The sequence below is a fragment of the Apibacter sp. B3546 genome, assembly GCF_009827885.1.
GTDB lineage: Bacteria > Bacteroidota > Bacteroidia > Flavobacteriales > Weeksellaceae > Apibacter.
The window spans coordinates 1-1,923 of sequence record NZ_WINW01000019.1 but is presented as its reverse complement, the minus strand read 5'-3'; the positions used below and the strand labels follow the sequence as shown (position 1 = coordinate 1,923).

Annotated in this window: 3 protein-coding genes; all 3 read right to left on the bottom strand. The window is 29.4% G+C overall.

Features of this window, described 5'->3' with window-relative positions:
- Positions 1-204: 204 nt before the first annotated feature.
- Positions 205-480 carry a hypothetical protein gene (locus GFU93_RS04320; protein WP_105297668.1) on the bottom strand — a complete coding sequence of 92 codons (276 nt, stop codon included), beginning with the start codon at positions 478-480 and terminating at the stop codon, positions 205-207.
- A 29-nt stretch (positions 481-509) separates the two neighbouring features.
- Entirely contained in the window at positions 510-1,460 is a 951-nt protein-coding gene (locus GFU93_RS04315; RefSeq protein ID WP_160567545.1) for a hypothetical protein, read from the bottom strand.
- Positions 1,435-1,923, bottom strand: a 489-nt coding sequence (locus tag GFU93_RS04310) for a hypothetical protein (protein WP_221411555.1), incomplete at its 5' end; no start/stop codon positions are given. The genes GFU93_RS04315 and GFU93_RS04310, both read right to left, overlap by 26 nt.

The following is a 1,923-nucleotide window of genomic DNA, read 5'->3' as shown; positions in this document are numbered from 1 at the left end:
ATGCGATTTATACCCTAACGTTAAACTCTTTGAAGTACTACCCATTATAACGTTACAGGATCCTTCTCCTTTAGTTATATACTTCTGTATAATCATTATAACCGATAGTAGGATTATTATTTTTGTTTGTAATTTGTTTTTTTGAATATTCCATTTTTTTATAATTCAATTGTAAAATGCTTTTTCGTTTTTTAAATTCAATCTTTAAATTGTGACAAAATTTTTACGGATAACTGTTTCCACTTTTTGGGCGAGATCCTGAATGTAGGTAGATCCACTTATCTTTTTTATTGTAAATACTTTATCGGTTAACTCCTCTATTTCTTTTGCGTTAAATTCTAAGTTTTCTTTAAATTTTTTGGATCTTTCATTGAATTCCTGTATTCTTTTTAACCGGTCTATTACATGGAGTAACAACATGGATAAAACCACATATTCATGAAATAATTTATCTTTTTCTTTTTTACTTATTTTTCTCATTTTTTAAGTTTTTTACAGTCTTTAATAGGTCACCTTCTAAGGCTTTTTCCTTTTAATTCAATGATGTTAAACATGGAGAATAATCGATCGTATATACGGGGTCCGTATCTTTTACCAAATTGCCACAAGGTAGAATTCACATTTTCCAAAACATCGACTCTCCCATTTTTATCTTTGATAGAGCGTTTGTGGTAATTACAGCTTATTAAAGTTGTACTTCCCAAATCGTATCTTTTTTCCAGTATATCTTTGAATATTTCAGCCTTTCCGTAGTTGTTAGCCTCTCGCTCTGTTAAAATATCATCATAATAGGCACGCCCATTATTTTGTTGTTGCCAAAAGAAATCTTTATCAGCAGGTTCTGCGCATACCTCATATTTCTCTACAACTTGATTTGCCGTAAAGTATTTAAAAAACTGTTTGTATCTGGCTAATTTTATAAGATCTCCATTTAGATTTTTAATTGAAATATCTTGTTCCAGGCATACATTAAATAGATAATGGAAAGCTTTAAAAAATGAAGTTTTTCCACAGCCATATCCCCCTATTACAAGTAATCCTTTATTTAAATCATGTGTGATTTTATCTCCTTTGTATAAAAGATTACTTTTGTAAAAATTATCTGACTTAGCAAAATAATAAAGTAAGGTGCATAAAAATTGATTTGCTTCTCCATCATTTGCATTTGGATTGAATTTTTCCTTGTTTACTTTATAAAACGCCTGACAGAAATATTTTTTTAATTCTTTTACATCCATGGTTCCAATAGGTTTTATAACTTCTTTTTTTTCAATAATTCCCTCAGCTTCATTTGCTTTTTTTTGGTATTCTTGATAAGCATATAATGCTGCTTCATAATCTTTTACAATATGATGTTCAGGATTATTTTGCTTTAAATAGTTATAAGTAGAAGGCAGGGTTGGGCGTTTGGGTATTAAATTTCCTAATCCTTCTTTATCTATTAATTGTGAAATCTTCATCGGTTGTTTCTTGTCTTAAATCCTTGTTTTTATAATTTCCCTCTAAAATTTTAATGAAATTGGCAGGGCTCATAATCCAATCAAAATCAGCTGTCCAGCTTTGTTTATTTTGCCCATTTAAAAATGTCGACTCCGACACCAAGTCTATTACCTCTTTTACTTTCTCTTTTCCAAATTCTTTTATCCTTGCGCTAACCGATGATATTCTTTTGTCCGTTATTTTTAGGACTATTGGCAAGTAAGTGCATCTATTATTGAAATTATTTACTATTTCCTCACAATCTTTTTTTCTTTCTTCTTTTGTAGAATATAACCCTGATAAATTTTGATTTTCTCCCCCTACTTTTTTTAAAAGCGGGGGCGCTTTTGGTTCTTTTTCTAAAAGAACATCATCCTTCATTTTACATTCTTCATTTTCATTTTCATTTTCATTCTTCATTATACATTCTTCATTATACATTAT